The 24,881-nt window shown below is 30.8% G+C and carries 26 protein-coding genes; 19 read left to right on the forward strand and 7 right to left on the reverse strand.

Features of this window, described 5'->3' with window-relative positions; translation table 11 throughout:
- The first annotated feature begins 76 nt into the window (after window positions 1-76).
- A complete protein-coding gene (locus Q0945_RS14325) occupies window positions 77-1,825 on the forward strand; it encodes a M14 family metallopeptidase (RefSeq protein WP_299435762.1) in 1,749 nt (582 codons plus the stop codon).
- Between the two features lie 110 nt (window positions 1,826-1,935).
- Here the strand turns inward: Q0945_RS14325 and Q0945_RS14330 are convergent, their stop codons facing one another.
- Together Q0945_RS14330 and Q0945_RS14335 are read right to left on the reverse strand one after the other, a co-directional pair.
- Entirely contained in the window at window positions 1,936-2,325 is a 390-nt protein-coding gene (locus Q0945_RS14330; protein WP_299435764.1) for a VOC family protein, read from the reverse strand.
- 58 nt (window positions 2,326-2,383) lie between these two features.
- A complete protein-coding gene (locus tag Q0945_RS14335) occupies window positions 2,384-2,974 on the reverse strand; it encodes an NUDIX hydrolase (RefSeq protein ID WP_299435766.1) in 591 nt (196 codons plus the stop codon).
- Between the two features lie 7 nt (window positions 2,975-2,981).
- Here Q0945_RS14335 and pyrE point away from each other — a divergent pair, with 7 nt between their 5' ends.
- Both pyrE and Q0945_RS14345 read left to right on the forward strand, forming a co-directional pair.
- Window positions 2,982-3,623 (forward strand): orotate phosphoribosyltransferase, encoded by a 642-nt coding sequence (pyrE, locus tag Q0945_RS14340; protein WP_299435768.1) that lies wholly within the window; start codon window positions 2,982-2,984, stop codon window positions 3,621-3,623.
- Window positions 3,624-3,630: 7 nt separating this feature from the next.
- Window positions 3,631-4,023, forward strand: coding sequence for an SRPBCC family protein (locus tag Q0945_RS14345; protein WP_299435770.1), 393 nt, complete (start codon window positions 3,631-3,633; stop codon window positions 4,021-4,023).
- Here Q0945_RS14345 and Q0945_RS14350 read toward each other — a convergent pair.
- Window positions 4,020-4,751: a biotin--[acetyl-CoA-carboxylase] ligase gene (locus tag Q0945_RS14350; protein WP_299435772.1), complete on the reverse strand. Its 732-nt coding sequence runs from the start codon at window positions 4,749-4,751 to the stop codon at window positions 4,020-4,022. The two genes, Q0945_RS14345 and Q0945_RS14350, sit on opposite strands and share 4 nt — an antisense overlap.
- Before the next feature lie 93 nt (window positions 4,752-4,844).
- Here Q0945_RS14350 and rsfS point away from each other — a divergent pair, with 93 nt between their 5' ends.
- The 6 genes from rsfS to Q0945_RS14380 all read left to right on the forward strand — a co-directional run bounded on the left by rsfS (window position 4,845) and on the right by Q0945_RS14380 (window position 9,611).
- Window positions 4,845-5,222, forward strand: a complete 378-nt coding sequence (rsfS, locus tag Q0945_RS14355) for a ribosome silencing factor (protein ID WP_121069213.1) — start codon at window positions 4,845-4,847, stop codon at window positions 5,220-5,222.
- A gap of 7 nt (window positions 5,223-5,229) precedes the next feature.
- Window positions 5,230-7,218 carry an ATP-dependent zinc metalloprotease FtsH gene (ftsH, locus tag Q0945_RS14360; RefSeq protein ID WP_299435774.1) on the forward strand — a complete coding sequence of 663 codons (1,989 nt, stop codon included), beginning with the start codon at window positions 5,230-5,232 and terminating at the stop codon, window positions 7,216-7,218.
- A gap of 71 nt (window positions 7,219-7,289) precedes the next feature.
- Window positions 7,290-7,901 (forward strand): LUD domain-containing protein, encoded by a 612-nt coding sequence (locus Q0945_RS14365; protein ID WP_121069211.1) that lies wholly within the window; start codon window positions 7,290-7,292, stop codon window positions 7,899-7,901.
- A gap of 1 nt (window position 7,902) precedes the next feature.
- A complete protein-coding gene (locus Q0945_RS14370) occupies window positions 7,903-8,706 on the forward strand; it encodes a phosphatidate cytidylyltransferase (protein ID WP_299435781.1) in 804 nt (267 codons plus the stop codon).
- Window positions 8,696-9,376, forward strand: a complete 681-nt coding sequence (locus tag Q0945_RS14375; protein WP_299435783.1) for a phosphatidylserine decarboxylase family protein — start codon at window positions 8,696-8,698, stop codon at window positions 9,374-9,376. Before Q0945_RS14370 ends, Q0945_RS14375 begins: the two co-directional genes overlap by 11 nt.
- The gene (locus Q0945_RS14380) at window positions 9,354-9,611 is read left to right on the forward strand and encodes an acyl-CoA-binding protein (RefSeq protein ID WP_298489068.1); all 258 of its coding nucleotides are present in this window, start codon (window positions 9,354-9,356) and stop codon (window positions 9,609-9,611) included. The genes Q0945_RS14375 and Q0945_RS14380 overlap by 23 nt, the downstream gene beginning before the upstream one ends.
- Before the next feature lie 54 nt (window positions 9,612-9,665).
- On the opposite strand, the gene Q0945_RS14385 is transcribed toward Q0945_RS14380, so the two are convergent.
- Window positions 9,666-10,280, reverse strand: coding sequence for a fumarylacetoacetate hydrolase family protein (locus Q0945_RS14385; RefSeq protein WP_299435785.1), 615 nt, complete (start codon window positions 10,278-10,280; stop codon window positions 9,666-9,668).
- A 13-nt stretch (window positions 10,281-10,293) separates the two neighbouring features.
- Entirely contained in the window at window positions 10,294-12,924 is a 2,631-nt protein-coding gene (locus Q0945_RS14390; protein ID WP_299435787.1) for a valine--tRNA ligase, read from the reverse strand.
- 188 nt (window positions 12,925-13,112) lie between these two features.
- Between Q0945_RS14390 and Q0945_RS14395 the strand changes: the two genes are divergently transcribed.
- Window positions 13,113-13,502, forward strand: a complete 390-nt coding sequence (locus Q0945_RS14395; protein WP_299435789.1) for a DUF1573 domain-containing protein — start codon at window positions 13,113-13,115, stop codon at window positions 13,500-13,502.
- A gap of 47 nt (window positions 13,503-13,549) precedes the next feature.
- On the opposite strand, the gene Q0945_RS14400 is transcribed toward Q0945_RS14395, so the two are convergent.
- Window positions 13,550-14,743 (reverse strand): aspartyl protease family protein, encoded by a 1,194-nt coding sequence (locus Q0945_RS14400; protein ID WP_299435791.1) that lies wholly within the window; start codon window positions 14,741-14,743, stop codon window positions 13,550-13,552.
- A gap of 283 nt (window positions 14,744-15,026) precedes the next feature.
- On the opposite strand from Q0945_RS14400, the gene Q0945_RS14405 reads away from it, so the two are divergent.
- From Q0945_RS14405 to Q0945_RS14445, 9 genes are all read left to right on the forward strand, one after another.
- On the forward strand, window positions 15,027-16,217 hold the full coding sequence (locus tag Q0945_RS14405; RefSeq protein WP_299435793.1) for a pyridoxal phosphate-dependent aminotransferase: 1,191 nt from the start codon (window positions 15,027-15,029) through the stop codon (window positions 16,215-16,217).
- Window positions 16,217-17,233 carry a UDP-N-acetylmuramate dehydrogenase gene (gene murB / locus Q0945_RS14410; RefSeq protein WP_299435795.1) on the forward strand — a complete coding sequence of 339 codons (1,017 nt, stop codon included), beginning with the start codon at window positions 16,217-16,219 and terminating at the stop codon, window positions 17,231-17,233. Before Q0945_RS14405 ends, murB begins: the two co-directional genes overlap by 1 nt.
- A gap of 203 nt (window positions 17,234-17,436) precedes the next feature.
- A complete protein-coding gene (locus tag Q0945_RS14415; RefSeq protein WP_298489082.1) occupies window positions 17,437-17,997 on the forward strand; it encodes an RNA polymerase sigma factor in 561 nt (186 codons plus the stop codon).
- A 2-nt stretch (window positions 17,998-17,999) separates the two neighbouring features.
- A complete protein-coding gene (locus Q0945_RS14420; RefSeq protein WP_299435797.1) occupies window positions 18,000-18,758 on the forward strand; it encodes an anti-sigma factor in 759 nt (252 codons plus the stop codon).
- A 74-nt stretch (window positions 18,759-18,832) separates the two neighbouring features.
- On the forward strand, window positions 18,833-19,042 hold the full coding sequence (locus Q0945_RS14425) for a membrane or secreted protein (RefSeq protein ID WP_298489086.1): 210 nt from the start codon (window positions 18,833-18,835) through the stop codon (window positions 19,040-19,042).
- A gap of 43 nt (window positions 19,043-19,085) precedes the next feature.
- Window positions 19,086-19,643, forward strand: coding sequence for a sigma-70 family RNA polymerase sigma factor (locus tag Q0945_RS14430; RefSeq protein WP_298489087.1), 558 nt, complete (start codon window positions 19,086-19,088; stop codon window positions 19,641-19,643).
- 85 nt (window positions 19,644-19,728) lie between these two features.
- Entirely contained in the window at window positions 19,729-20,604 is an 876-nt protein-coding gene (lipA, locus tag Q0945_RS14435; RefSeq protein ID WP_121069198.1) for a lipoyl synthase, read from the forward strand.
- A gap of 25 nt (window positions 20,605-20,629) precedes the next feature.
- Window positions 20,630-21,640 carry a type I glyceraldehyde-3-phosphate dehydrogenase gene (gene gap / locus Q0945_RS14440; protein ID WP_299435800.1) on the forward strand — a complete coding sequence of 337 codons (1,011 nt, stop codon included), beginning with the start codon at window positions 20,630-20,632 and terminating at the stop codon, window positions 21,638-21,640.
- Entirely contained in the window at window positions 21,637-23,850 is a 2,214-nt protein-coding gene (locus Q0945_RS14445) for an ATP-binding protein (RefSeq protein WP_299435802.1), read from the forward strand. Before gap ends, Q0945_RS14445 begins: the two co-directional genes overlap by 4 nt.
- Here Q0945_RS14445 and lpxK read toward each other — a convergent pair.
- Window positions 23,837-24,844, reverse strand: a complete 1,008-nt coding sequence (gene lpxK / locus Q0945_RS14450; RefSeq protein WP_299435804.1) for a tetraacyldisaccharide 4'-kinase — start codon at window positions 24,842-24,844, stop codon at window positions 23,837-23,839. The two genes, Q0945_RS14445 and lpxK, sit on opposite strands and share 14 nt — an antisense overlap.
- Window positions 24,845-24,881 lie beyond the last annotated feature (37 nt).

Genomic DNA, 24,881 nt, shown 5'->3' on the forward strand with positions numbered 1-24,881 from the left:
CTATAAGATTTTACCTATTTTTGCCAAAATAAAATACAGTGCATTTTACTTGTAAACGTATTTTAAATAAATGGTAATGAGAATCTTATTAAGCGTACTAAGTTTAGTTTTACTATTTTCTTGTGAAACTACTGAGGAAGAAAAAAAAGCAGAATTTTCTACCCCTTTTGAAAAATCTTCTGGAAAACAAACTGCAACTTATAAAGAAGTTATTTCTTTTTACTTAAAACTAGCTAAAGAGTATTCTTCCATTAATGTACAAACCATTGGAGAAACGGATAGCGGACTCCCATTACATTTGGTAACGTATAATCCTGAGGGCGAATTTAATTTTAAGAAAATAGACCCAAAAAAAGTTACCATACTCATAAACAATGGCATTCACCCAGGAGAACCGGACGGTATAGATGCCACTATGCTACTATTTAGAGACTTAGCAAACAAAGAAACAGAAACCCCAAAAAACACTATTCTAACCACTATTCCTGTATACAATATAGGTGGTGTTTTAAACAGAAATTCTACGTCAAGAGCTAATCAAAACGGACCTGAATCTTATGGGTTTAGAGGAAATGCTTTAAATTATGATTTAAATAGAGATTTTATTAAATCGGATTCTAAAAACTCTAAAACATTTACCCAAATTTTTCATCTTGTAAAGCCCGATATTTTTATAGACAATCATGTAAGTAATGGTGCTGATTACCAATATACACTTACCCATTTATTTACCCAACACAACAAACTTGGAGGTAAATTAGGCAACTATTTACACAAAGAACTCATGCCAAATTTAGAAGTTGAGTTAGAAAAAAAGAATTGGGACATAACTCCTTTTGTAAATGTATACAACCAAGCTCCAGAAATTGGTTTTTCTCAGTTTATGGATAACCCCAGATACTCTACAGGATATACTACATTATGGAATACCCTTGGTTTAATGGTAGAAACACACATGTTAAAACCATATAAAAAAAGAGTTTTAGGCACGTATAGCTTATTACAATCTATGATTACCATAAGTGAGAAAAACTATAAGGAAATAAAAGAAATAAGAAACGAATCCATAAAAAATATAAGCATCTTAAAGCAGTACCCTATAAGATGGGAAATAGATACATTAAAAAACACAAAATTAAGTTTTAAAGGTTTTAAAGCAGATACCCTTATTAGCAAAATAACCGGCTTACCTAGATTAAAATATGACAGAACAAAGCCTTTTACAAAAGAAGTTACGTATCAAAATTATTATAAAGCGACAGATTCTATAATTGTACCCAAAGCTTATATCCTAAAAAAAGAATGGACTAAAGTTATAGACCTTTTATCTCTTAACCATATAGAATATTCTTTAGTAGAAAAGGATACTGTAGTTAATTTAGAACACTATAGGATAAAAACTTTTGAAACAAATACATCCTCCTACGAAGGGCATTATAACCACTATAACACGACCATAAAAAAATCTTTTAAGAAAACAGCTTTACATAAAGGAGACTATATAATACCTACAGACCAAACTGGCATAAGATACATAATAGAAACTCTTGAACCTGCCTGTGTAGATTCTTTTTTTAACTGGAATTTCTTTGATACTATTCTTCAGCAAAAAGAACATTTTTCTCCCTACATTTTTGAAGATACAGCTCTAAGAATACTTCAAAAAGACTCTATATTAAGAAATAACTTTCTAGAAAAAAAGACGAAAGATTCAATTTTTGCAGCTAATTGGGAAATGCAATTAAACTGGCTTTACAAAAATTCTAAATTTTACGAAAAAGAGCACTTAAGTTACCCCGTTTATAGAGTTCCTAAAGAGGAATAAATACCTTTTGCAAAAACATAGGTAATAAAAGATGCTGCCTTTACAAGCAAGCGCAGAACCTAATTTTATGTTTTTTAGTTCGGTCAAAATTTAACTCCAATTTTTATACTTTAAAATTCAAAGTCCTTTATCGGTGAAGAAATATCTACTAAAGTTCCGTTCGGGTCTTTCAATAATAATCTTCTTTGTCCGTAAAACGTGTCCTTCGGTTCGCTTAAAATTTCAAATTTTTCAGATTTCGCAATTTTAAATATTTCGTCCACATTTTCAACTACAAACGTCACATAGAATCCTTGCGGATTGTTTTGAAAATCTTTAGGCACAATTTCGTTCGTTCGGTCAATTAACCCTAATTCCAATTTTTTGTCCCTTGAAACTAGATGAACAAACCAATCGCTGTCATAATCCACATTAAAGTCGAACAATTTGGTATAAAAATCTCTACTTTCCGTTAAATTGACCGAACAAATATTTGTCATAATTCTACTAATTGCCTTCATTATCCTTATTTTTATTTCAAATTATGAGAGTTTTTATTCAAATGCGCCATAACACTTTTTATTCATCAAAAAGAATTTTAATATTAACATAAGAGTTACGCAAAAGCTCTTTAATTTTTTTAGGCCCTCGCCATTTTACTTTTTCAATGCCTTCGCTTTTTTGCCCTTTTAACTCGCCATCAAAACTAGTTTTCATAGCAAACCAATGCACTTCTTTTAGCTTATAAATATTATGTCTTTTAAAAATATGATACGTTGTTTTTAAAAAATTCTGAATTTCTAAACCTCTAACTCCAGTCTCCTCCTCTACTTCACGTATAGCACATTCTTCTATAGTTTCTCCTGGGTCTAATTTCCCTTTAGGTAAATCCCATTTATCATTCCTATAAATAAAAAGTACTTTTCCTTTACCATTAGTTACTACCCCACCTGCTGCTGCAACTAAAGGAATTTTTTTTGTAAATTTTATTAATATCTCCTCTGCAACAGGATGATATATGTAGGCTTTAAAAAACTTTTTCTTATTTAACGCATTAATTGCTTCATCTATAGCATCTTCGTCGTTTAATAAAAAAACATTATTACTACTTGTCTCTGGCATTTTATTTGTTAAAATAAGAGGCAATTCATTCACAAAAACTTTATACATTTGCGTTATGGTTTTAGATAAAGATACAGCTAAAAAAACAGCAGAACTACTATTGCAAATTAATGCAATAAAGTTGAAACCAGAAAATCCTTTTACATGGGCTTCTGGATGGAAATCTCCAATATATTGTGATAACAGAATTATACTCTCTTATCCTACAATACGTAACTATATTAAAGAAGAAATAGCAAAACAAGTAGACAAACTTTACGGCAAGCCAGATGTTATTGCTGGTGTTGCTACAGGAGCTATTGGAATGGGAGCTTTAGTAGCAGATTATTTAGGTTTACCTTTCATTTACGTTCGTCCAGAACCAAAATCTCATGGAAGAAAAAACCAAATAGAAGGTTATTTAGAAGCAAACCAAACTGTAGTAGTTATTGAAGATTTAATAAGTACTGGTATGAGTAGCTTAAATGCCGTAGATGCTCTAAGAGAACAAAATGCTAATGTAAAAGGAATGATAGCAGTTTTTACCTATGGTTTTGATGTAGCCGAAAAGAATTTTGCAGATAAAGATGTAGACCTTCACACTTTAGGAGATTATACCTATTTAATGGAGCAAGCATCTAACACAGGGTACATAAAAGAAGAACAATTAAACACCTTAATGGAGTGGCGTAAAAATCCATCCCAATGGAACCAATAATATATTTATGTTTTTAGAAACACCAAAAAAGAAAATTGCAAAAGGAGATAAAGCAACCTTTGAATTTTTAACTAATCTTGAAAATTTTGAGCAATTAATGCCAGATAATATTGCAAAGTTTGAAGTCTTGTCTGAAGATAGATTCTTATTTGCGTTAAAAGGAATGCCAGAAATTGTACTAGAAAGAAAAATACAAACACCTTATAGCAAATTAGTACTAGGAGCTGCTAATGAAAAATTACCATTTACTTTAACAGCAGACATTACTGCTGTAAATACAAATGAAAGTGAAGTAGCACTAAGTTTTTCAGGAGAATTTAATGCTATGATGGCTATGATGATAAAGTCTCCTATTACAAACTTTATGGGAACACTATCTGAAAATCTTACAAAGATTTAGTATTTAAGATTCAATTCTTTTAACCCATATTCTTTTAAAATAGAGTCTTCTAACTCCACAAGGAGCTTACCCTGTGGTGTAACACCTCTAATAAAACCCATTATTAAATTACCATTACCATCTTCAAAAGTAGATGGTTTATTAATTCTAAACATGTTAGCCTCATAAACAGACCACAACTCTTCTTTACTCCTATTTTGAAAAGAAGATAAGTGGTCTTTCAAATCTTTAAGTATTAATTGTAATAACTCATCCAAATTAATACTTTTACCCAACAACAATTTTAAAGAAGAGACGTTTAATAAGTTATTAAAAACTATTTGGTTAACATTTAACCCAATTCCAATTATTGAAGTTTGTATTTTACTTCCAGAAAGTGAATTTTCTATAAGTATTCCGCAAATTTTTGAAGTACCTGACAGAATGTCGTTTGGCCACTTTATAGTTAAATTAGGGACTTTTAAATTATATAATGTCTCATAGATAGATAAAGAAACACAAATACTTAATAAAAATTGATTATCGATAAAAAAATTATCAAACTTTTTTAAAACGCTAAAAGTCAGGTTTTTACCTTCTTCAGAGTTCCAAGAAGTTCCCATTTGCCCTCTACCAAATGTTTGCTTTTTTGCTGTAACAACTGTAAAATCATTAACAGAAGAAGACAATATTAAATCTTTCAAATACATATTTGTAGAGCTCGTGGCATTAAGTTTGATTATCTCCATTGATATTCTTTTTGACAAACTTATAATGTATTGTTAAAAACAAGAGGTAAAAGAACAAAAAAATAATAACTTTGTATAAACTAAAAATTTTGAATGCAGAAAGGGAAAGTTAGTCCAGATGAGTTAATTGCATTAATTTTACAAGGAATAGAAGAAGTAAAAGGAGTTGATATAAACTTACTTGATTTAAGAGAAATTGAAAATACAGTATGCGACTATTTTATAATCTGTAACGGTACATCAAATACACACGTAAAAGCAATAGTCGGCTCTATCCAAAAAACAGTTAGCAAAGCTATTAAAGATAAACCTTGGCATGTAGAAGGCGAGGATAACGCGGAGTGGGTTTTAATGGATTATGTAAATGTAGTGGTACATGTTTTTCAAAAACAAGTACGCGAATTTTACGACATAGAAGGTCTATGGGGTGACGCAAAATTTTCTACCATAGAAACTAGCATAAATAATTAATAAAAGAATGGCAAAAGATAACAATACAAATTCAAAAAAACCTAAATTTAATTCTTGGTGGATCTATGGCTTAATAGCTGTTCTACTAATAGGTTTTCAATATTTTAGTAGTGAAAATTTTTCAAGTGCTAAAAAAACTACAACATCAGAATTACAGGATTACTTACGTAACGGTGATGTAGATAAAATATTAATTATTACCAATACAAACCAAGCAAAGGTTTTTCTTACCAAAGAAGCTTTAGAAAAAGATGCACATAAAGACATTGTTTCTAAACCTATAATACCTTCTTCTGGTACTGTAGCCCAATACACTTTGGATTATGGAGATTTAGCAATATTCCAAAATGAAATTACAGCAATAAAAAAGGACAATAATTTAGATACAGTTGTAGAGTTTGGAAAAGAATCTAACGTTATTGCTGATATTTTAATATCCCTACTCCCATTTGTAATAATAATAGGTATTTGGATATACTTAATGCGTAGAATGTCTGGCGGCGGCGGCGGCGGTGCTGGTGGTCAAATATTTAATATTGGAAAATCTAAAGCAAAACTTTTTGATGAAAAAACAGACACAAGAACTTCTTTTAAAGACGTTGCAGGCTTAGAAGGCGCAAAAGAAGAGGTAGAAGAGATTGTAGAGTTTTTAAGAAACCCAGATAAATACACCTCATTAGGTGGTAAAATTCCAAAAGGAGCCTTATTAGTAGGCCCTCCAGGAACAGGTAAAACCTTATTAGCTAAAGCTGTAGCCGGAGAAGCTAAAGTTCCTTTCTTCTCTTTATCAGGTTCAGACTTTGTAGAAATGTTTGTTGGTGTAGGAGCATCTAGAGTTAGAGATTTATTTAAACAAGCTAAAGATAAATCGCCTGCCATAATATTCATTGATGAAATTGATGCTATTGGTAGAGCAAGAGGTAAAAATAATTTTACAGGATCTAATGACGAGCGTGAGAATACCTTAAACCAACTTTTAACAGAAATGGATGGTTTTGGTACTAATACCAATGTTATTGTACTTGCTGCAACTAACAGAGCAGATGTATTAGACAAAGCTTTAATGCGTGCTGGTAGATTTGACAGACAAATATATGTAGACTTACCAGACATTAGAGAACGTAAAGAAATTTTTGAAGTTCACTTAAGACCAATTAAAACACTAGAAACTTTAGATTTAGAATTCTTAGCAAGACAAACTCCTGGATTCTCTGGAGCAGATATTGCTAACGTTTGTAATGAAGCTGCCTTAATTGCTGCTAGAAACGAAAAGAAAGCAGTAGACAAGCAGGATTTCTTAGATGCAGTGGATAGAATTGTTGGTGGTCTTGAGAAAAAGAATAAAATAATTACTCCTGGAGAAAAGAAAACAATAGCATACCACGAAGCTGGACACGCAACAACTAGCTGGATGTTAGAACATGCTGCTCCATTAGTAAAAGTCACTATAGTTCCAAGAGGTCAATCTTTAGGAGCTGCTTGGTACTTACCAGAAGAAAGATTAATAGTACGCCCGGAGCAAATGCTAGATGAGATGTGTGCTACTTTAGGTGGTAGAGCCGCGGAAAAAGTAATTTTTAATAAAATATCTACAGGTGCTTTAAGTGATTTAGAAAAAGTAACCAAACAAGCAAGAGCAATGGTTACCGTATACGGACTTAATGATGAAATTGGAAACTTAACTTATTATGATTCTTCAGGACAAGATTCTTATGGTTTCTCTAAACCTTATAGTGAAGAAACTGCAAGAAAAATAGATGAAGAAATTTCTAAAATCATTGAAGAACAGTACAAAAGAGCTATAGAAGTTTTAACAGAACACAAAGACAAACTAACTATTTTGGCAGAACGTCTTTTAGAGAAAGAAGTTATTTTCAAAGAAGATTTAGAAAAAATATTTGGAGAAAGGTTATTTACTGATGAAGATAAAAAACTAGAAAGTACCATTATTGAAGATGCTACAGTTAATAACGCACAAGAAGACACGAATAAATAATAAATATTAAATATATTCGTTGTCCAAGTATAATACTACGAAGTAATAAAAATAGAAGTTTAGAAAATTAAATGGGGCTATTTGATATCCTTTTTGGCGGTGGCAAAAAGAAAATTTCCAAAGAAACTGCGGAAACCAGAGGGGTTCATATGCCAGATTTAAATCTACCTGTAGATGAAAAATTTACCATACATTTTAAAAAAAATGGTGGTAAATTTTTGTATTGCGACTCTTTTAATGAAATATCTTTAGCATTAAAAAGTATTGTTCAAGAAAATAATTGGGAGAACTCTCCATTTTTTGTGATGAACAAACAACTAAAGACTAAATTTTCTAAGGAAGGTGTAAAATTTACGGCACAAGCAAATGACAGCGAAGTCTTTTTTACCACCTGTGAGCACTTAATAGCTCAAAACGGTTCTATTTTAGTTTGCTCCAATCAACTAAATGAGAAAAAATTAAATGAACTTCCTGACAATGTTATAGTATTTGCTACAACTAGCCAGTTAGTTGAAAACATTGGTGAAGGCTTAAAAACAATAAAGAAAAAATACGGCCATAGTATTCCTGCAAACATTACTACTTTAAAACACTTTCATGCCACAAAAGAAAATGCAGATGATTTTTTAACATACGGTAGTACGACAAAAAATTTATACCTGCTATTCTTGGAAGATTTATAGTATGAAAGAAATTTTAAGAAGGGCATTAACAGGAGCCGTATACATAATATTACTACTGTCTGCCGTTTTTTTAAATTCTGATGCGTTTGACTTCTTGTTTATGGCCTTTGGCCTAGCTTGCCTTTACGAGTACAAAAAATTAGTTCACCTTAAAGGCTACTATATATTCATGGCCTATTTAGCGCTATGGTGGCTGTTTATATATTTTATTCACGATAAAATTCTTATTAACCTTTTACTAAGCATAACTTTAGTAGTAGATTTTGCACTTTTGTATTTCTTATTTTCAAAAAAAAGCAAACCATTTAACACCTCCAAAAAGTTTGTTATTGGCCTATTTTATGTAGGAGGCGGGTGCATATTTTTAACAATGATTCCTTACCAAGAAAATGAATTTGCAAAAATTCTAATCATGGGAATTTTTATTTTAATATGGGTAAATGACACTTTTGCTTACCTAGTAGGTCGTAGTATAGGAAGAACAAAACTTTATTCTGCAGTTTCTCCTAAAAAAACTATAGAAGGTTCCATTGGAGGCTTTATATTTGCATTAATAGCAGCGTACATTATTAGTGAATTTGAAACACTAATTAGTCCAATGCAATGGATTATATTATCTACTATAATTGTAATTACTGGTAGCCTTGGAGATTTAATAGAATCTAAATTAAAAAGAGTTGCCGGGGTTAAAGATAGTGGTGCAATACTTCCTGGTCATGGGGGTATGTTAGATAGATTAGACAGTTTAATATTTGCGGCACCATTTGCCTATTTAATTTTAAATATATTCAATTATGTTTCATAAAGAGGGACAAACCATAATTCTAATAACTTTTTTCATTATTAGTATACTTATTCTTTCAGCACAATTTTATGTTACTCCTCTTTGGTTACGTTGGGGAATACAAGTTATTGCTATTGCAATACTTATATTAATTCTCCAATTTTTTAGAAACCCAAAAAGGGTTGCTTTAAAAAGTTTTGATGAAATTTTAGCCCCTGTAGATGGTAAAGTAGTAGTAATTGAAGAAGTAGAAGAAAATGAATACTTTAAAGGAAAAAGAAAACAAGTTTCTATTTTCATGTCTCCTTTAAATGTTCACGTTACAAGGTATGCTGCAAGCGGAAGCATTAAATTTTCTAAGTACCATCCTGGTAAATATTTAGTGGCGTGGCACCCAAAAGCTAGTGAAGAAAACGAGCGCACTACCGTAGTAATAAATACTCCAAAATTTGGTGATATTTTATACAGACAAATTGCCGGGGCTCTAGCAAGACGTATTGTAAATTATGCCGAGAAAGGTGATAGTGTACAACAAGGGGATGATGCTGGGTTTATTAAATTTGGTTCAAGGGTAGACTTATTCTTACCTTTAGACTGTGCTATTACAGTTAAGCTAAACCAAAAAGTTAAAGGAGCTAAAACATGTATTGCTAGTTTTGTAGACACAAATGAAAAACAAAAAACTATATAATGAATATCTTAAAACTGTAGATTATATTAATAGTTATAATGATCCTATTCCCCCAGATATTTTATTAAAACTATATGCCTACTACAGAATTGCTAATAAAAACCATAGCTCTCCAGGAAGTAAAACCCCTTTAATTAATGCTTTTAAAGCTAATGCATTAATTCAAGCAAAAAAATACTCTGTAGAAGATGCCATGAGGGAATATATTCTATTAGTTGAAAAAGAACTTAAATAAAAAAAGTCTCTAGTTAAAAAACTAGGAACTTTTTTTATTAATATGCTAGTGTATTTACTTAACCTTAGTACTAAACATTTGTTTCCCTTCTAGATAACCAACCATATGATCTCCAGAATTAACTTTATTAGCTCCTGTAGCAGGTGTTCCTGATAATAAAATATCTCCAGGATTTAAGGTCATTATTCCTGATAGATATGTTATTAGTTCTGCCAAAGTAGTAATCATTAAACTACTATTACCCTTTTGCCTTTCTTCTCCGTTTACTGTCATGGAAAAATTTATATTCGTAACATCTAAAAAATCTGAAATAGGCAAAAAAGAAGATATTGGCGTAGCCCCATCAAAACCCTTTGCTAAAGCCCAAGGACCTTTATTTGGCTCTCTACTTTTTGTTAGAACATCTTTTGCAGTTAAATCATTTGCTAAAGCTACAGCATCAACAAAACTTAAAGCATTTTCAGTTGTTGCATTTTTACATTTTTCTCCTATCCTAAATGCAAGCTCTACTTCATACCAAACGTTATCAGAAAAAGAAGGCAACTCTAAATCCCCATCATTTTCTAGTAATGAGCTGTCTGGTTTTGTAAAAATTAAAGGAACAACTTCTCCTTTTGGCATTTCACTTAAATTATTCACATAATTTTTACCTATTCCAATTATTTTCATCTTAATTATATAATTATTTTAAACTTGCTAAACTCTTTTCTAAAGTTTCTATTTTAGCCTCAGCGTCACTCTGTTTTTGCCTTTCTATTGTAATAACTTTTTCTGGAGCATTATTTACAAAGCGCTCATTAGAAAGTTTCTTTTGAACAGAAATTAAAAAGCCTTTAGTATACTTTAATTCTTCTTCTATTTTCAAAATTTCGGCTTCAACATCTATAGCTCCCTCCATAGGGATAAAGTATTCATTACTTTTTACCCTAAATGTTAATGTTCCTTCTACAGCAGCATCTACATACGTTATAGATTCTACATTAGTTAGTTTACGAATAACAGAGTCCCATGTATTGTTATTTTTCTCGGCATTTAAAACTGATAATGAAAGTGCTTCTTTCATAGGAATATTCTTTTCTTTACGAATAGTTCTTATGCCCGAAATAACATCTGATGCAAAATTAAATTCTGAAATTATATTTTTATTTACCTCCTTAGAAACTGGCCATTGAGATACCATAAGTGCTTCTTCTGAAGTTCTTTTTGTTATGTGCTGCCATACTTCCTCTGTTAAAAACGGCATAAAAGGATGCAATAATTTTAAGTTCTGCTCAAACAAATTAATTACGGCATTAAATGTAGTTTTATCTATTGGCTTTTGATATGCTGGTTTTATTATCTCTAATAACCAAGAGCTATAATCGTCCCAAACTAATTTATAAATTGCCATTAATGCGTCTGAAATTCTATACTTACTAAAGTGGTCTTCTATCTCTAATAAAGTTTCGTTGAATTTAGCAGTATACCATTCTATTCCTAGTTTAGATGCTTCAGGCTGTGGTAAATCTTCTACCTCCCATCCTTTTATTAATCTAAAGCCATTCCAGATTTTATTTGCAAAATTCTTTCCTTGTTGGCATAGCGCCTCATCAAACATTAAATCGTTACCAGCAGCAGCACTTAACAATAAACCTACACGAACACCATCTGCTCCATAATCCTTTATTAATTTTAAAGCATCTGGAGAATTCCCTAAAGATTTAGACATTTTACGGCGTTGCTTATCTCTTACCAGCCCTGTAAAATAAACATTCTCAAAAGGTCTTGTATCTCTATACTCATATCCAGAAACAATCATACGTGCTACCCAGAAAAATAAAATATCTGGACCAGTTACTAAATCGTTTGTAGGATAATAGTATTGTATTTCTTCATTTTCTGGTTCTAAAATTCCACCAAAAACACTTATTGGCCATAACCAAGAAGAAAACCAAGTATCTAATACATCTTCATCCTGTCTTAAATCTTCAGAAGTAAAACTCTCATTTCCAGATTTATCTTTAGCCAATTCTAATGCTTCTTCTATAGTTTCTGCAACTACAAATTCATCTTGCCCATCACCAAAATAAAAAGCAGGTATTTGCTGTCCCCACCATAATTGTCTAGAAATATTCCAATCTCGAATATTTTCCATCCAATGGCGATAGGTATTTTCAAACTTCTTAGGAAATAATTTTACTTCATTATTTTTTAAAACGGCATCTAAAGCTGGTTTTGCCAACTCTTCCATCTTTAAAAACCACTGGTCCGAGAGTCTAGGTTCTATAACAGCTTTTGTTCTTTCCGAGGTTCCTACTTTATTAATATGTTGCTCGGTTTTTACTAGAAAGCCTTTTTCTTCTAGTTCTTTAGATATTTCTTTACGAACTACAAAACGGTCTTTACCTTCATAATGTAATCCAAAACTATTTAAAGAAGCATCTTCATTAAAAATATCTATTATTTCTAAATTATGTTTCTCTCCTAGTGCTTTATCATTAATATCGTGTGCTGGTGTAACTTTTAAACAACCAGTACCAAACTCCATATCTACATAGGTGTCTTCAATTATAGGAATTACTCTTCCAGATAATGGTACAATTGCTTTTTTTCCTTTTAAATGCGTAAAACGGTCATCATTTGGATTTATACAAATAGCACTATCTCCTAAAATAGTTTCTGGTCTTGTAGTAGCAATAGTAACTTTTTCATCGGAACCTTCTATGGCATAAGACAAGTAGTATAACAAACCTTGCTTTTCTTCGTAAATTACTTCTTCGTCAGATAGCGTTGTTTTTGCTTCAGGATCCCAATTTACCATTCGGTTTCCTTTATAAATTTTCCCTTTATTAAATAAGTCTACAAAAACTTTTATTACAGAGGCAGACATATCGTCATCCATAGTAAATTTAGTACGCTCCCAATCACAAGAACAACCAAGTTTTTTTAGTTGCTCAAGGATTACTCCACCATACTCTTCTGTCCAATCCCAAGCATGTTTTAAGAAATCTTCTCTACTAAGGTCCTTTTTATTTATTCCTTGTTCTTTTAATTTTGCTACAACTTTAGCTTCTGTAGCAATAGAAGCATGGTCCGTACCTGGTACCCAACAAGCATTTTTCCCCATTAACCTTGCTCTTCTTACCAAAACATCTTGTATGGTATTATTAAGCATATGCCCCATATGAAGCACTCCTGTAACATTTGGCGGAGGTATTACTATAGTATAGGGTTCTCTATTGTCCGGGGTAGAATGAAAAAAATTGTTTTTCATCCAATAATCATACCAGTGATTCTCTATTGATTGGGGGTTATATTTTGATGGCATTTCCATTTTGGAACAGTTTTTGAATAATATTTTTTACGTTACTAAATATTTAAATTAAAAGATATGTTAAAATATCTAAATTGCATCTAATTTTAAATACGAAACAAAAATAAGTAACGTTACAGTATAACAAAAGAATTTTGGAGGTTCATCTTAAAAGATTTATTTTTGAAATTCACCCAAAACTAAAAATGATGAAAAAAATAGTACTTGTATTATTTGTAGGTTTATTAGGATTTAGCCTTACTGCACAGGAAACTGCTGCAAAAATTGAATTTAAATCAGAAACCGTAGATTACGGTGAAGTTGTTAAAGGCGCTGATGGTGTACGTGTATTTGAATTTACAAATACTGGTAATGCGCCATTAATTATAAGTAAAGTTAGCTCTAGCTGTGGATGTACCATTCCAAAAAAGCCAGAAGACCCAATTTTACCAGGGAAAACTGGAGAAATTTCTGTTAAATATGATACTAACAGAGTAGGCCCTATCAGAAAAGCGATAACTGTTATTTCTAATGCAGACACTCCTACAAAAGTTTTAAAAATAAAAGGAGAAGTAAAAGATTCTGGAGCAGGAAAGTAATTTTACTATAAAATAATAAAGAAAAGCTCGGTTATACCGAGCTTTTCTTATTTAAACAAATTTTTAAGAACAAAACTAAAAAGTACATCTTGATTGTATCTTTCTATAAGTACTTCAATTCTTTCCCCTTCTTTATCGTTTAGCATTTGTAGTACTTCTTGAATTTTGTATTTATGTATACGTTTGCCATTTACAGCTAATATTACATCTCCTTGTTGCAATCCTGCCGCTTCTGCAGGGCTTCCCAATCTTATCCCAGATACCACAATCTCTGGCACCAAACTTAATCTGGTAGTATTCTCTAAAAGAATTTGAACATCTCCAAAAGATTTATCGTTTTTCTTTACTAGACCATTTGTATTTGCAATACGTTCAGAAACATACCGTACCCCATCATGTTGTAAATCTATTCCACTTAAATTGTATTGAAAAGCTTTATTAAAATTCCCATTCTTACGAATCGTCATTTTTTTATTTCTATAATCAAAAACAATATTAAAACGTTTTAATATTTCTCCGCCAACACTTCCATTTCTATTTCCTAATCTTTTAATAGAATTAAAAGTTTCCATATCCGGAAAAGCAGCTTTCGCATCTTTCACAGAAAAAGTCCCTAATGTAATACTGTTAATTTTAGTACGTCTTCCAAAAATATTCCCGCCTAAACCTTTCCCTAAAAAGTCTTCATAATTGTCTTGAGGCACATTAATATTTTCATCTTCAAATAACCATACAGCATCACTACTACCAGTATCTACTAACATCTTAACTGGTAAATTTTCTTTTCCATTTAAATAAACACTAGCACCAACATATACTTTCTTTCTAATAATATTTATAGGCAATGTTTCACTTTTCTTACTCTCTTTATATACATAATTTTCTGGAGAATAAAACTTAATCCTTTTTTTTGAATAGTTTATATCTACAATAAAGTCTTTAAATAAATCATATCCTATAATTCCGTGAATTGGAATTCCAATGCTAGGAGAAAAATTTAAATCTTTATCCAAAACAACATATAAATGTTGATTACTATTTTTAATATCACCTAGTTTAAAAGTGTTACCTATAGAGCTAAGTCCTTTTATTGGTTCTCCCTTTCCTAAGCCTCTAATACTTATTTCTGATACGTTATTAATTTGAACAGAATCTCGGTCTGATAAGTTAAATAATATAGGTTTCTGAACACCAGAATCTAAAATAAAAGATAACTCCGTGCCATTAACCTCAATTGGCATTATAATTAAGTTATTTATTAGTTGAAATTTTACTTTTTGACTCTTTTTTGAAGCAGGTAACGAAAACGTTTGCGAAAATCCTTTACTAAAAAAGAACACAATAAGTAGTATACACAAAGAGAAACTACACTTCAAACCTTTAATTTTTAACACATTACGTTGTAAAAATTATAAAAAATAAGGTGAATTTCCTAGATATTTAACAAAAAAAGCCTTCTAAATAAACCTCCGTATTTATTGTATGTCTTGTTAGGTTTCCTCATTTTTGTATAAAATTTGTTATATGCCTAAAATTTCTAATAAAGGGATTAATATGCCCGAGTCTCCAATACGTAAATTGGTTCCTTTTGCAGAACAAGCAAAAAAGAATGGCGCTAAGGTAATACACTTAAACATAGGGCAACCAGATATAAAAACGCCGCAAATAGCTCTAGATGCTGTTAAAAACAATACATTAAGTGTTATTGCTTACAGTAAAACAGAAGGCTCTGATATTTTTAGAGAAAAGATTGCTGCTTATTATTTAAAAAATAATATTTCTGTTAATTCTTCAGATATTATTGTAACTACTGGTGGTTCTGAAGCACTATCTTTTGCAATGGGTAGTATTACAGATTATGATGATGAAATTATTATTCCTGAACCTTTTTACGCTAATTATAATGGGTTTGCTACTGCAACCGGAATTAAAGTAGTACCAGTTGTATCCACAATAGAAAATAATTTTGCACTGCCTCCTATTGATGATTTTGAAAAACTAATTACCCCTAGAACAAAAGCAATATTAATATGTAATCCAAGCAACCCAACTGGATACTTGTACAGCAAAGAAGAAATTAAAAGGCTTGCAGAAATTGTAAAAAAACACGACCTGTTTTTAGTTGCTGATGAAGTTTATAGGGAATTCACCTATGACAATAAAGAACATTACTCTATTTTACAAGAAGAAGGACTAGAAGATAATGCTATTGTAATAGATTCTGTTTCTAAAAGATATAGTATGTGTGGCGCAAGAATTGGGTATTTAGTTTGTAAAAACAAAGAATTTATTAAAACAGCTATAAAGTTTGCTCAAGCAAGACTATCCCCACCTACCTATGCACAAATAGCAAGTGAAGCTGCATTAGATACGCCGCAAAGTTATTTTGATGATGTAAAAGAAGAATATGTAGAAAGAAGAAATACCTTAATAACTGAATTAAAAAAAATAGATGGTGTAAAAGTTGCAATGCCTAATGGTGCATTTTACTGTATTGCTGAACTACCTGTAAAAAGTGCCGATGATTTTGCGCAATGGCTGTTAGAAGATTTTAGATACAAAGGAGAAACAGTAATGGTAGCTCCTGCAGCTGGTTTTTATGCAACTAATGGTTTAGGGTTAAACCAAATAAGAATTGCATACGTATTAGACCAAGAAAGTTTAAAAAGAGCAGTTACTATACTAAAAGAAGCGCTTAAGAGTTATATAGGGTAATGCAGATATTACAAAATATACCTTTAAAAAATTACAATACTTTTGGTATTGCTGTTACAGCAAAAAACTTTTGTGAGGTTACTACTTTAGCAGAACTAAAAGAAGCTCTTTGTTTAAAAGACTACCCTTCTAAATTTATTTTAAGTGGCGGAAGCAACCTGCTACTTACTACAAATATAAATGCGCTTGTAATTTACATTAACCTTAAAGGAATTACTATTGCTAAAGAAGACGAAAAACATGTAACCTTAAAAATAATGGCTGGTGAAAACTGGCATAACATGGTTTTGTGGACTCTAAAAAACAATTACGGAGGTCTAGAAAACATGTCTCTAATTCCTGGTAAAGTTGGTACAGCCCCTATTCAAAACATAGGCGCTTATGGGGTAGAATTAAAAGACCATTTTGTAAAATGCCAAACCATAAATACCTCAACTTTAGAAGAACATTCTTTTACTAAAGAAGATTGCAAATTTGGATATAGAGATTCTTTTTTTAAACAAGAAGGAAAAGGTAAGCATATAATAACTGCTGTTTTTCTAGAGCTTACTAAAAAAAATCATATCTTAAATACATTTTACGGCTCTATAGAAGAAGAATTAAAAAAGGAAAATATTACAAATCCTACTATTCAAGATGTTTCTAATGCCGTTATAGCCATAAGACAAAGTAAATTACCAGACCCAAAAGAAATAGGAAATAGTGGTAGTTTTTTTAAGAACCCAATTATTTCGGAAAAAGATTTTAAAGAATTTAGTTTAAAAAACCCAGAGGCTCCATTCTATAAAATAACAGAAAAAGAATATAAAATACCCGCAGGTTGGCTTATAGAACAAAGTGGTTTTAAAGGAAAACGATATGGAGATGCAGGCGTACATACTAAACAAGCATTAGTTTTAGTAAATTATGGAAATGCTTCTGGAGAAGAAATAGTACAATTAGCATCTAAAATTATAAAAGAGGTACAAATAAAATTTAATATTACCATTGTACCAGAAGTTAACATAATAAAATAACCCCCGTACAACATACGAGGGTTACATCAAACCAACCAAAAATAAATGTACAATAACCAGTTGTACATTTACAACTTTAATATTTTTTTATATACGCTAAGTATAACAATCAATTTAATAATTTAGCGTTTACAAATATATACGGTAAAAAAGAAGCTATTGGATGCCGAGAACTCCATTTTTATAAAGCTTTATAATATTATATGAGCGCACTACTTGAAAAACATATTGTAGAACTTTTGCAAGAGAGGAATGAAAAAGCAATTTCTCTTCTCTATGAACATTATGGAGACACTTTATATGGTGTAGCTCATAAAGTTGTGAGAAATAATGATTTAGCTCAAGATGTTTTACAAGAAAGTTTTGTTAAAATCTGGAAAAAATCGGATTCTTATGACCCCTCTAAAGCAAAATTATTTACTTGGTTATTTAGAATAACTAGAAATACCGCTATAGATAAATTAAGAAGTGTTAACACAAAAACAGATAAGGAAATCCAAATGGATGTTTCTGACGTATATAATTTAGGAGTAGAAAGTATTAGGCCTGATTTAATTGACGTCCGAGAAAATTTAGATAAAATAGAAAGTAAATATCAAATTGTTTTAGAAGCCTTGTTTTTTCAAGGAATGACACAACAAGAAGCTAGCGACGAGTTAGATATTCCTTTAGGAACTATTAAATCTAGATTAAAAATTGGTTTACGCGAATTAAAGAAGATATACAATCCAGCTATATTACTTGCGCTTCTATTAAATATATAGTTATGAAAGAAAAGATAAAAATATTTTTAGATTCTGATCTGCTAGAAAAATATTTATTAGGTTCTACTAATGATATGGAGTCTATGCAAGTAGAACGTTATATAGCAATGTATCCAGAGGTTAAAAAAACCTACGATGAGTTACAAGACAACTTAGAGACTTATGCTAAATTACATGCTATAAAAACTCCTGAAGGTCTTAAAGAAAAAATACATGCTAGAATAAAATCAGAACGTTCTGGTCGTAAGCAATTTTTTAGATATACAATTGCTGCAAGTATTGTTGCGTGTATGTTTGCTAGTGCTTCTTATTTTTTCTGGAATCAAAACAAGAATTTACAGCAAGAAAACACTATTGTTACTAATAAAATAAAAACATTAGAAGCAGATATGAGACAACAATTGGAAGACGTAAGAAACCAATTTATTGTTCTTAACAATCCGCAGACTAAAAAATACAATGTAAGAGGTAATAAAATGGCTAGAGATTTAAAAGCCGTTGCTTACATTAATCCTGTAAAGAAATTATCTTACATAAATGTTAGCAAGTTGCCTGAGTTACCTGAAGACCAATGTTACCAAATGTGGGCAGAGGTAAATGGAGAAATGTTAAATTTAGGAATAGTACAAGAAGCTGCTAGTAAAGATAAATTAACAGCACTACCCTATTCCGATAATGCAGTTAGTTATATAACAATAGAGCCAAAAGGTGGTAATATAAGCCCAACTACAAACAAAATAGTTGCTAATATTGCTTATTAAGCAACCCCTTTATAAAGTATTCATAAAGCCCCAAAATGGGGCTTTATTTTTATATCTTTGTAAAAAAAATATTTATGAAGTTGATACTACTTACTATAGGTCTTCTTTCCATTGCTTTTGCAGGAATTGCTATTAAAATATGGGCTAAAAAAGATGGTAAATTTGCTGGCACTTGTGCTAGTCAAAGCCCATTTTTAAATAAAGAAGGTGAAGCTTGCGGAATGTGTGGAAAATTACCAAGCGAACAAGATTGCAAAAAAGATGCTACTCCAGAATTACAGTAGTTAAAAGCCACAAAATAAACTGTCATTATCTAAATCTCCTGTTTTGGATAGCAAGCAAACTATTAATAATACTATAGAAAAAGCTAAATTAGGCAATCAAATTGCTTATAGTAAATTATTGCATATCTTTTGGAATGATGTTTATGGTTTTCAATTAAAAAGAACCGAAAACGAAAGTGATGCAGAAGATATAACCATACAAACTTTCTCTAAAGCTTTTGACAAATTAAGCACTTATGATTCTTCTTATAAGTTTAAGACATGGTTAATTACAATTTCTAAAAACATACATGTAGACCTTTTAAGAAAAAGAAAAAAAGATATCATAAACGTAAAAGATAATAACGAAGACTACAAAAAAGTTTTAGATGATGCTCCTTCTGCTGAAGACCAACTTATAACAGAACAGAATTTAGCAACGCTTTTACAACATATAAAAAAATTAAAACCACACTACCAAGAAGTCATTAATCTTAGATATTTTAATGAACTTTCTTATGCTGCAATAGCTACCCAACTAAATGAGCCTATTAATAATGTGAAAGTAAAACTCTTAAGAGCAAAAAAATTATTGGCCGAAGTTATTACCCGAAACAAATAAAATATACTTTTTTTAATAAGGTTTCCTAGCTTGTTTATAAGCATAACACCTTAATTTAGTTCGTATATTTGTATAAAATTTACCTATGAGCACAGATTCTATAAATCACGTTAAGCCACCAAAAGGAAAACCAAAATGGTTACGAGTAAAATTACCAACAGGTAAAAAATACACGCAGTTAAGGGGCTTAGTAGACAAGTATGACCTACATACTATTTGCACCTCTGGTAGTTGTCCAAATATGGGCGAATGTTGGGGAGAAGGCACTGCTACTTTCATGATTTTAGGAAATGTTTGCACAAGGTCTTGTGGTTTTTGTGGTGTAAAAACGGGTAGACCAGAAACTGTAGATTGGTCTGAGCCCGAGAAAGTTGCTCGTTCTATAAAAATAATGAGCATTAAACATGCAGTTATTACATCTGTAGATAGAGATGACCTAAAGGATATGGGCTCAATAATATGGGCAGAAACGGTAAAAGCAATTCGTAGAATGAATCCTACCACAACTTTAGAAACCTTAATCCCAGATTTTCAAGGTATTGAAAGACATTTAGATCGTATTATAGAAGTTTCTCCAGAAGTTGTTTCTCACAATATGGAAACTGTAAAAAGATTAACCAGAGAGGTAAGAATACAAGCTAAATACGAAAGAAGTCTTGAGGTATTAAGATACTTAAGAGAAAATGGTATAAACAGAACAAAATCTGGTATTATGTTAGGTTTAGGAGAGTTAGAAGAAGAAGTAATCCAAACAATGGAGGATTTAAGAAATGCAAAAGTAGATGTTGTAACTATTGGGCAGTATTTACAACCCACTAAAAAACACCTACCTGTTCAACAATTTATACTTCCAGAACAATTTAAGAAGTATGAAGAAATTGGTTTAAAAATGGGTTTTAGACATGTAGAAAGTGGCGCACTAGTAAGGTCATCTTACAAAGCTCACAAACACATAAACTAAATTTCTTTAAGAGCTTATTTTTTCCATGAAAAAAATAAAAATTGGTATTAATGGTTTTGGAAGAATTGGAAGAACCGTTTGTAGATTATTAAACCAACATAACCACTTAGAAGTAGTTGCTATTAATGACCTTTCGGATGCAAGAACACTAGCACATCTTTTAAAATATGATAGTATTCATGGTGTATTCCATGAAAATATAAGCCATAACCAAGATCATATTATTATTGGAGAACAATTTATAAAGCTGTTTAATAACAACCACCCAAAAGATATTAACTGGAAAGACCAAGCCGTTGATCTTGTTATAGAATCTACGGGGAAATTTAAATCTAAAAAAGATTTAGATTACCATATATCTAATGGTGCAAAAAAAGTAATTTTATCTGTACCTCCAGAAGAAGATTCTATTAAAATGATTGTTTGCGGGATTAATGAAAATTCTCTTACTAATAAGGACCATATTATATCTAATGCATCTTGTACTACAAATAATGCTGCTCCAATGATAAAGATTATAGAGGAACTTTGCGGTATAGAACAGGCATATATTACTACTATACATTCTTATACCTCGGACCAAAGTTTACATGACCAACCCCATAATGATTTAAGAAGAGCAAGAGCAGCCGGACAATCTATTGTTCCAACAACAACTGGAGCAGCAAAAGCCTTAACAAAAATTTTTCCAAAACTAGAAAACGTTATTGGTGGTTGTGGCATTCGAGTTCCTGTACCAAACGGCTCTCTTACAGATATCACATTTAATGTAAAAAGACTTACAAATATTAAAGAAATTAATGATACTTTTGAAAAAGCATCAAACAGCACGTTAAAAAACATAGTTTATTATACTGAAGACCCTATAGTATCTATAGATATAAACAATAGTTCGTATTCTTGTACGTTTGATTCTCAGATGACGTCAGTTATCGGAAAAATGGTTAAAATTATTGGTTGGTATGATAACGAAACTGGTTATAGCTCCAGAATAATAGACCTAATTAATATAATGATTCGTAAAAATTACATTTGAATAATCTATCTACATATAGAAACCTTAAAAAAATATCTTTATTAATAGCATTGCTATTAGTATGCTCGTACTCTTTTTCGCAAAATTCTACACAAGAAAAGGATGCTGTTTCTTACTTTAATTTAGCCAGAACATTAAAAAATCAAAATAAAATAGATCTAGCGTTAGAAGCATTAAATAAAGCTTCTGAACAAGCAGAAAAAAATGAAAATGTAAAATCTTTAATAGATAGTTACCACGAATTTGCTCAGTTATACTTAAAATTAGATAACGAAGAAACTACTCTTTTCTATTGGGACAGAGCCGAAGTTTTGTTAAAAGATATAGAATACCCATACGGAGATGCCATTCATAAATTTATAGAAGCTTTAGTACTTTATAGAAACAATAAAAATTTTCAAGCGATTTTTATGTTAAATGAAGCAAAGCAGTTAAATAACGATCGTAATTTCTTTAATCATATTTTATTAGCAGAAGGAGATATTTATCTAAATTTAGAAAAATATGAAAGTGCCTCTAAAAACTTTAACTCTTTAGTTATAAATACCGATGTTTTTGAAAAAGAATATTTAGCTACAAAAGCACATATTGGCCTAACCAAGCTTTATATAAAAACACAAAAATTTGAAGAAAGTATAACAAACGGAGAAGCCGCTTTAAAACTTGCAGAGCAACAAGAATTTAGCAAAGAAATTTTTGAAGCCAGAGAGCTCTTAACAACTGCGTATGAAAAGAAAAATGAATTTAGTTTAGCATTAGAACAAAGTCAAAAACTTGTAGTACTAAAAGATTCTGTTTTTAATATTGACAAATTAAAAGTAGAACAAAAAACTGCCGATAAAATTAGAGACGATTTTAAAACGTCTGAAATTAATAGGTTAGAAAAATTAAATGAAGAGTTAAATGAATCTGCTAATAGATCAGAAATTACAGCTGTTTTAACTTCTGCCTTTTTAATTATAATTTCTCTTTTAGCTGTTTCACTTTATAGAAACAATCAAATTAAATTAAAAACAAACGACTTATTACAGACTAAAAATAAAGAATTACAGGCTGCAAGAGATGGTGCAGTACAAGCTATGGAAGCTAAAACTAATTTTCTTTCTACAGTTAGTCATGAGCTCCGTACACCCTTATATGCTGTAACAGGGCTCACTCATTTACTCCTAGAAGAAAACCCTAGTGAGAACCAAAAAGAACACCTAAAAGCACTAAAATTCTCTGGTGACTATCTTTTAAATTTTATTAATGACATTCTACAAATTAATAAAATTGATGCAGATAAATTAGAGCCTCTAAACATGGAGTTTAACCTTAAAAAGGTTTTAAAAGAAGTTATTGACTCCTTACAGCAAAGTGCCAAAGAAAATAGCACAAAAATTATTTTACAATACGACGAAGATATTCCTAGACATTTAATGAGTGACCCTCTTAAGCTCTCTCAAATTTTCATGAATCTTGTTGGAAACGCCCTTAAATTTACTAAAAATGGAGAGGTAAAAGTAATTGCTAAATTACTTAAGAAAGTAGAGGATGATGTTACCTTATATTTTGAAGTAGAAGATAACGGCATTGGTATTTCTAAAGAAATGCAGGAAAGTATTTTTGAAGGTTTTGAGCAGGGTTCTATACAAATTAATAGAGAATATGGTGGCACAGGACTAGGACTAACTATTGTAAAAAGTTTACTAGGTTTATTTGATAGTAAAATACAATTAGAAAGCGAATTAGGAAATGGTAGTTCTTTCTTTTTTGAAGTTACCGTAAAAAGTAAAGATGCCATTGTAGATGATATTCCTTTTGAAATTACAGAAAAAGAATATGAGTTTAAAGGCTTGCATTTAATGATTGTAGAGGATAATAAAATAAACCAAGTAATTACCAAAAAGATGCTTACCAAAAAAGAGATTACTAGTGATATAGCTAGTAATGGTATGGAAGCTATAGATTTGGCTAAAAATAATACGTATGATGCCATTTTAATGGATATTCATATGCCTGGTATTAGTGGAGAAGAAGCTACCATTGAAATTAGAAAATTTAATAAACACACCCCTATAATTGCACTTACAGCAATATCTTTAGATGATAGTTTAGAGAGTTTTTATGCTGCTGGTTGTAATGATGTTGTTACAAAACCATTTAAACCCGAGGTATTTTACCAGAAAATAGGAGAAAATATTTTTGATAAAAAAATTAGCGACTCCTAGATAAATAATATTCTATTTGTTTAGTTAATTCATCTTCACCTTTGTTTAAAAAAAGATGAGATACTTCAATATAACTAAGATTACTTACTTTATCTTTTAACCTAACATAATCTTTTTCTGTAGTAATAATACATTTTTTAGATTGTAATAACTTAATCTCAGAGTCTGTAAAAAAATGATGGTCTGTATATTTTAAATGCTCAAATTGTACAGCTTGTTTACTTAAATATTTTTCCAAAGGTTTTGGGTTTGCAATACCTGTAACTAAGGTTATCTTTTTATTCTTTAATACTTCTAAAGAATCTGTATTAAAATTTCCTTTTAGAATAGAGTTATAACCAAAGTAAGCAAATAAAACTTCTTGATCTGGATACCTCTGCAGCCTTTTTTTAATCTTATTCTGTTCATCATTAGATAAATCATCTGGGCACTTTGTAACAATAATAATAGATGCTCGTTTTGCTTCTTTTTTACTATCTCTTAAGTTTCCGGTAGGCAAATACCAATCATCTACATATAATTTATCATAAGTAGTTAGGAGAATAGAAAAACCTGGTGTAACCTTTCTGTGTTGAAAACCATCATCTAGCAAAATAAAGTCTGAAGTACTTTTAGACTCCATAGTAGCTATACCATTTTGCCTATCGGCATCTACCACCATTGTAATTTCTGGAAATTTAGAATATATCTGGTACGGCTCATCCCCTAGTTCTTCTACTGTAGAATTCTTAGTAGCCAACAAAAAACCTTTAGACTTACGCCCATAACCCCTACTTAATACTCCAATTTTATAGGTTTGCGTAAACAAACGCAATAAAATTTCAATCATAGGAGTTTTTCCGGTACCTCCTGTACTTAAGTTTCCAATACAAATAATGGGTGTTTTATACGATTTAGACTTAAAAATACCGATATCATAAAACCAATTACGTGCATATACTACTAAAGCATATAGTAAAGAAACAGGAAAAAGTAATTTTCTGAGTAGTTGCATTAGAACGAAAATATAATATTTTATCTTTGATAACCTT

Origin of the sequence: uncultured Maribacter sp. (assembly GCF_947500405.1) — a bacterium.
Classification (GTDB): Bacteria; Bacteroidota; Bacteroidia; order Flavobacteriales; family Flavobacteriaceae; genus Maribacter_B.

What these genes read in the sequence shown, in the direction of transcription:
- ftsH (WP_299435774.1), top strand. Translation starts at nt 5,230, where the DNA reads ATGGCAAAAGATAACAATACAAATTCAAAAAAACCTAAATTTAATTCT.
- Q0945_RS14390 (WP_299435787.1), bottom strand. Translation starts at nt 12,924, where the DNA reads ATGGAAATGCCATCAAAATATAACCCCCAATCAATAGAGAATCACTGG.
- Q0945_RS14365 (WP_121069211.1), top strand. Translation starts at nt 7,290, where the DNA reads ATGGGGCTATTTGATATCCTTTTTGGCGGTGGCAAAAAGAAAATTTCC.
- Q0945_RS14380 (WP_298489068.1), top strand. Translation starts at nt 9,354, where the DNA reads ATGAAAAACAAAAAACTATATAATGAATATCTTAAAACTGTAGATTAT.
- lpxK (WP_299435804.1), bottom strand. Translation starts at nt 24,844, where the DNA reads ATGCAACTACTCAGAAAATTACTTTTTCCTGTTTCTTTACTATATGCT.
- Q0945_RS14345 (WP_299435770.1), top strand. Translation starts at nt 3,631, where the DNA reads ATGTTTTTAGAAACACCAAAAAAGAAAATTGCAAAAGGAGATAAAGCA.
- murB (WP_299435795.1), top strand. Translation starts at nt 16,217, where the DNA reads ATGCAGATATTACAAAATATACCTTTAAAAAATTACAATACTTTTGGT.
- gap (WP_299435800.1), top strand. Translation starts at nt 20,630, where the DNA reads ATGAAAAAAATAAAAATTGGTATTAATGGTTTTGGAAGAATTGGAAGA.
- Q0945_RS14420 (WP_299435797.1), top strand. Translation starts at nt 18,000, where the DNA reads ATGAAAGAAAAGATAAAAATATTTTTAGATTCTGATCTGCTAGAAAAA.
- lipA (WP_121069198.1), top strand. Translation starts at nt 19,729, where the DNA reads ATGAGCACAGATTCTATAAATCACGTTAAGCCACCAAAAGGAAAACCA.
- Q0945_RS14415 (WP_298489082.1), top strand. Translation starts at nt 17,437, where the DNA reads ATGAGCGCACTACTTGAAAAACATATTGTAGAACTTTTGCAAGAGAGG.
- Q0945_RS14395 (WP_299435789.1), top strand. Translation starts at nt 13,113, where the DNA reads ATGAAAAAAATAGTACTTGTATTATTTGTAGGTTTATTAGGATTTAGC.
- Q0945_RS14425 (WP_298489086.1), top strand. Translation starts at nt 18,833, where the DNA reads ATGAAGTTGATACTACTTACTATAGGTCTTCTTTCCATTGCTTTTGCA.
- Q0945_RS14405 (WP_299435793.1), top strand. Translation starts at nt 15,027, where the DNA reads ATGCCTAAAATTTCTAATAAAGGGATTAATATGCCCGAGTCTCCAATA.
- Q0945_RS14350 (WP_299435772.1), bottom strand. Translation starts at nt 4,751, where the DNA reads ATGGAGATAATCAAACTTAATGCCACGAGCTCTACAAATATGTATTTG.
- Q0945_RS14330 (WP_299435764.1), bottom strand. Translation starts at nt 2,325, where the DNA reads ATGAAGGCAATTAGTAGAATTATGACAAATATTTGTTCGGTCAATTTA.
- Q0945_RS14385 (WP_299435785.1), bottom strand. Translation starts at nt 10,280, where the DNA reads ATGAAAATAATTGGAATAGGTAAAAATTATGTGAATAATTTAAGTGAA.
- rsfS (WP_121069213.1), top strand. Translation starts at nt 4,845, where the DNA reads ATGCAGAAAGGGAAAGTTAGTCCAGATGAGTTAATTGCATTAATTTTA.
- Q0945_RS14400 (WP_299435791.1), bottom strand. Translation starts at nt 14,743, where the DNA reads ATGCCAATTGAGGTTAATGGCACGGAGTTATCTTTTATTTTAGATTCT.
- pyrE (WP_299435768.1), top strand. Translation starts at nt 2,982, where the DNA reads ATGGTTTTAGATAAAGATACAGCTAAAAAAACAGCAGAACTACTATTG.
- Q0945_RS14370 (WP_299435781.1), top strand. Translation starts at nt 7,903, where the DNA reads ATGAAAGAAATTTTAAGAAGGGCATTAACAGGAGCCGTATACATAATA.
- Q0945_RS14325 (WP_299435762.1), top strand. Translation starts at nt 77, where the DNA reads ATGAGAATCTTATTAAGCGTACTAAGTTTAGTTTTACTATTTTCTTGT.
- Q0945_RS14335 (WP_299435766.1), bottom strand. Translation starts at nt 2,974, where the DNA reads ATGTATAAAGTTTTTGTGAATGAATTGCCTCTTATTTTAACAAATAAA.
- Q0945_RS14375 (WP_299435783.1), top strand. Translation starts at nt 8,696, where the DNA reads ATGTTTCATAAAGAGGGACAAACCATAATTCTAATAACTTTTTTCATT.